The organism is Bifidobacterium hapali (assembly GCF_002259755.1).
In the GTDB taxonomy this organism is placed as follows: domain Bacteria; phylum Actinomycetota; class Actinomycetes; order Actinomycetales; family Bifidobacteriaceae; genus Bifidobacterium; species Bifidobacterium hapali.
In genome coordinates this window covers 1-2,074 of the sequence record NZ_MWWY01000068.1, presented here as the reverse complement: position 1 = coordinate 2,074, position 2,074 = coordinate 1, and the positions used below count along the sequence as shown (strand labels likewise).

The 2,074-nt window shown below is 62.5% G+C and carries 1 protein-coding gene; it reads left to right on the top strand.

Annotation, left to right across the window (positions count from 1 at the left end; translation table 11 throughout):
* Positions 1 to 119: 119 nt before the first annotated feature.
* On the top strand, positions 120 to 1,688 hold the full coding sequence (locus tag BHAP_RS11310; protein ID WP_094730744.1) for an IS3 family transposase: 1,569 nt from the start codon (positions 120 to 122) through the stop codon (positions 1,686 to 1,688).
* Positions 1,689 to 2,074 lie beyond the last annotated feature (386 nt).

Sequence of the window (2,074 nt, the reverse complement as noted above, 5' to 3'; positions counted from 1 at the left end):
TCTGTTAGTGGCGGTTTTCTCTCACTGAGACGGGTGTCAGTGAGCGTTTTCTGCCACGCAATCCAGACAGTGGGGGGTGGTGCTGTTTTCTTGGACTGTGATCCAAGGAGGAAACGGCCATGGCGAGGTACAGCAAGGAGCAGCGTCGGCGTGCGGTTGAGTTGTATGTGCGGTACGAGTGCTGCGCTGCGGATGTGATCCGCGAGCTGGGTTATCCCAGTCGGGAAGCGTTGCGCATGTGGCACCATGACTGGCTCGAGGAGCAGAGGACTGGGGTGCCGTCGAGTCGTGGGGAGCGGTATGCGCGCTACACGGCGGAGCAGAAGCGGGCGGCAGTGGATCATTATCTGACGCACGGGCGGCGGGCGAGCCGTACAATCCGCCGGTTGGGGTATCCGAGCAAGACGCTGCTGGCCGCGTGGATCGACGAGCTCGCGCCGGGCGAACGTCGTCTGTGCCATGGGCCCATACCCGAGGAGCTCAAGCGTGAGGCCGTGCTCCGGGTCGCGTCCGGCGAGATGAGGTCGCGTCAGGCGGCGGAAGAACTGGGCGTGGATTCATCAGTCGTGAGAAACTGGAAGCGGCAATTGCTCGGCGAGACGAAAGGGGCCGCGGTGGCGAAGGACGAACCGGAACGCGAGGATGCCGCTCCACAGACGGATCCGGATGCGCTGCGTGGCGAGATCGCCGCGCTGAACGCCGATCTGAAGCGATTGCGCGCCGAATACCGGGCGATGGAGATCAGGCTGGCGATCATGAAGGGATCGGCGGAACTGGTGGGAAAAGAGCCGGGCGCAGACCCGGACAACCTGACAAGCCGGGAAAAGACGATCCTGATCAGAAAGATCAGTGAGGCTCTGGGCGTCAACGCCGAGAGCCTACTGGGCGAGGTCGGCATCGCTCGCAGTACCTACTACTACCAGCTCAAGGCCATGAACCGCCCCGACAAGGACATGGGACTGCTGGACCTGATCCGTGAGACGTTCGAGAACAGCAAACGCCGCTACGGGTACAAGCGCGTGCACCTCGAGCTGCGGAGCGCGGGCATCGTCGTCTCCGCAAAACGCGTCATGCGCCTGATGACGGCCCACGGGCTCGTGCCCGTGTTCAAGAGCGCGAAGCGCTACTCCTCGTACAAGGGCGAGATCGGCGGCGCGCCCGCCAACCTCGTCAACCGCGACTTCCATGCCGCGAACCCGAACGAGCTGTGGGTCACGGATATCACCGAGTTCAGGATCCCGGCGGGCAAGGTGTACCTGTCGCCGGTCATCGACTGCTACGACGGTATGCCGGTCGCCTGGACGATCGGCACGAGCCCCAACGCCGCATTGGTCAACGGGATGCTCGGGGACGCGTGCGCCACGCTCAGGCCCGGCGAGACGCCGATTATCCACTCGGACCGGGGATGCCACTACCGGTGGGACGAATGGATCCGCATCTGCGAGGAGCACGGCCTGACTCGGTCGATGAGCGCGAAGGGCTGCAGTCCGGACAACGCGGCCGCCGAGGGGTTCTTCGGCCGGCTCAAGCAGGAGTTCTTCCACAAGCGAGGCTTCCAAGGTGTCTCAATCGACGAGTTCATCACGTTGTTGGACGAGTACATGGTCTGGTACAGGGACAAGCGCATCAAGACCGAATACGGAATGAGCATCATGGACAAACGCATCGAACTTGGGCTCGTCGCCTGAACGCGCGTGCTATCGTTGCGAACGACTATTCAAACAACGAAGTCCAACAAAACGTCACCTCCCCCGTGGCGGTTTTTGCTCGCTTACGATGCAGTCAGCGAGCAAAAACCGCCACGCACATGACCAACACTGCACATCGCCGACTGCGCNCACTCCCCGCNCCAGCCCCTAGAGCACGCCACTTCCCGCTCTTGACTCCCCGCGCTCCTATAGTAATTGGCATGTCACTTGGTTTGAACATTCTGCTCATTTTCGTGTTTCTGTTGCTCGGCTCCGTGTTCTCTGGAACCGGGCGCGCGATTGTCTCCCTTGGCGGTTAGCAGTTCGACCGACTGGAACAGGGGGATGCTCGCGGCGCGCGCGTGGCAAAGATCGCCCGCGACCCC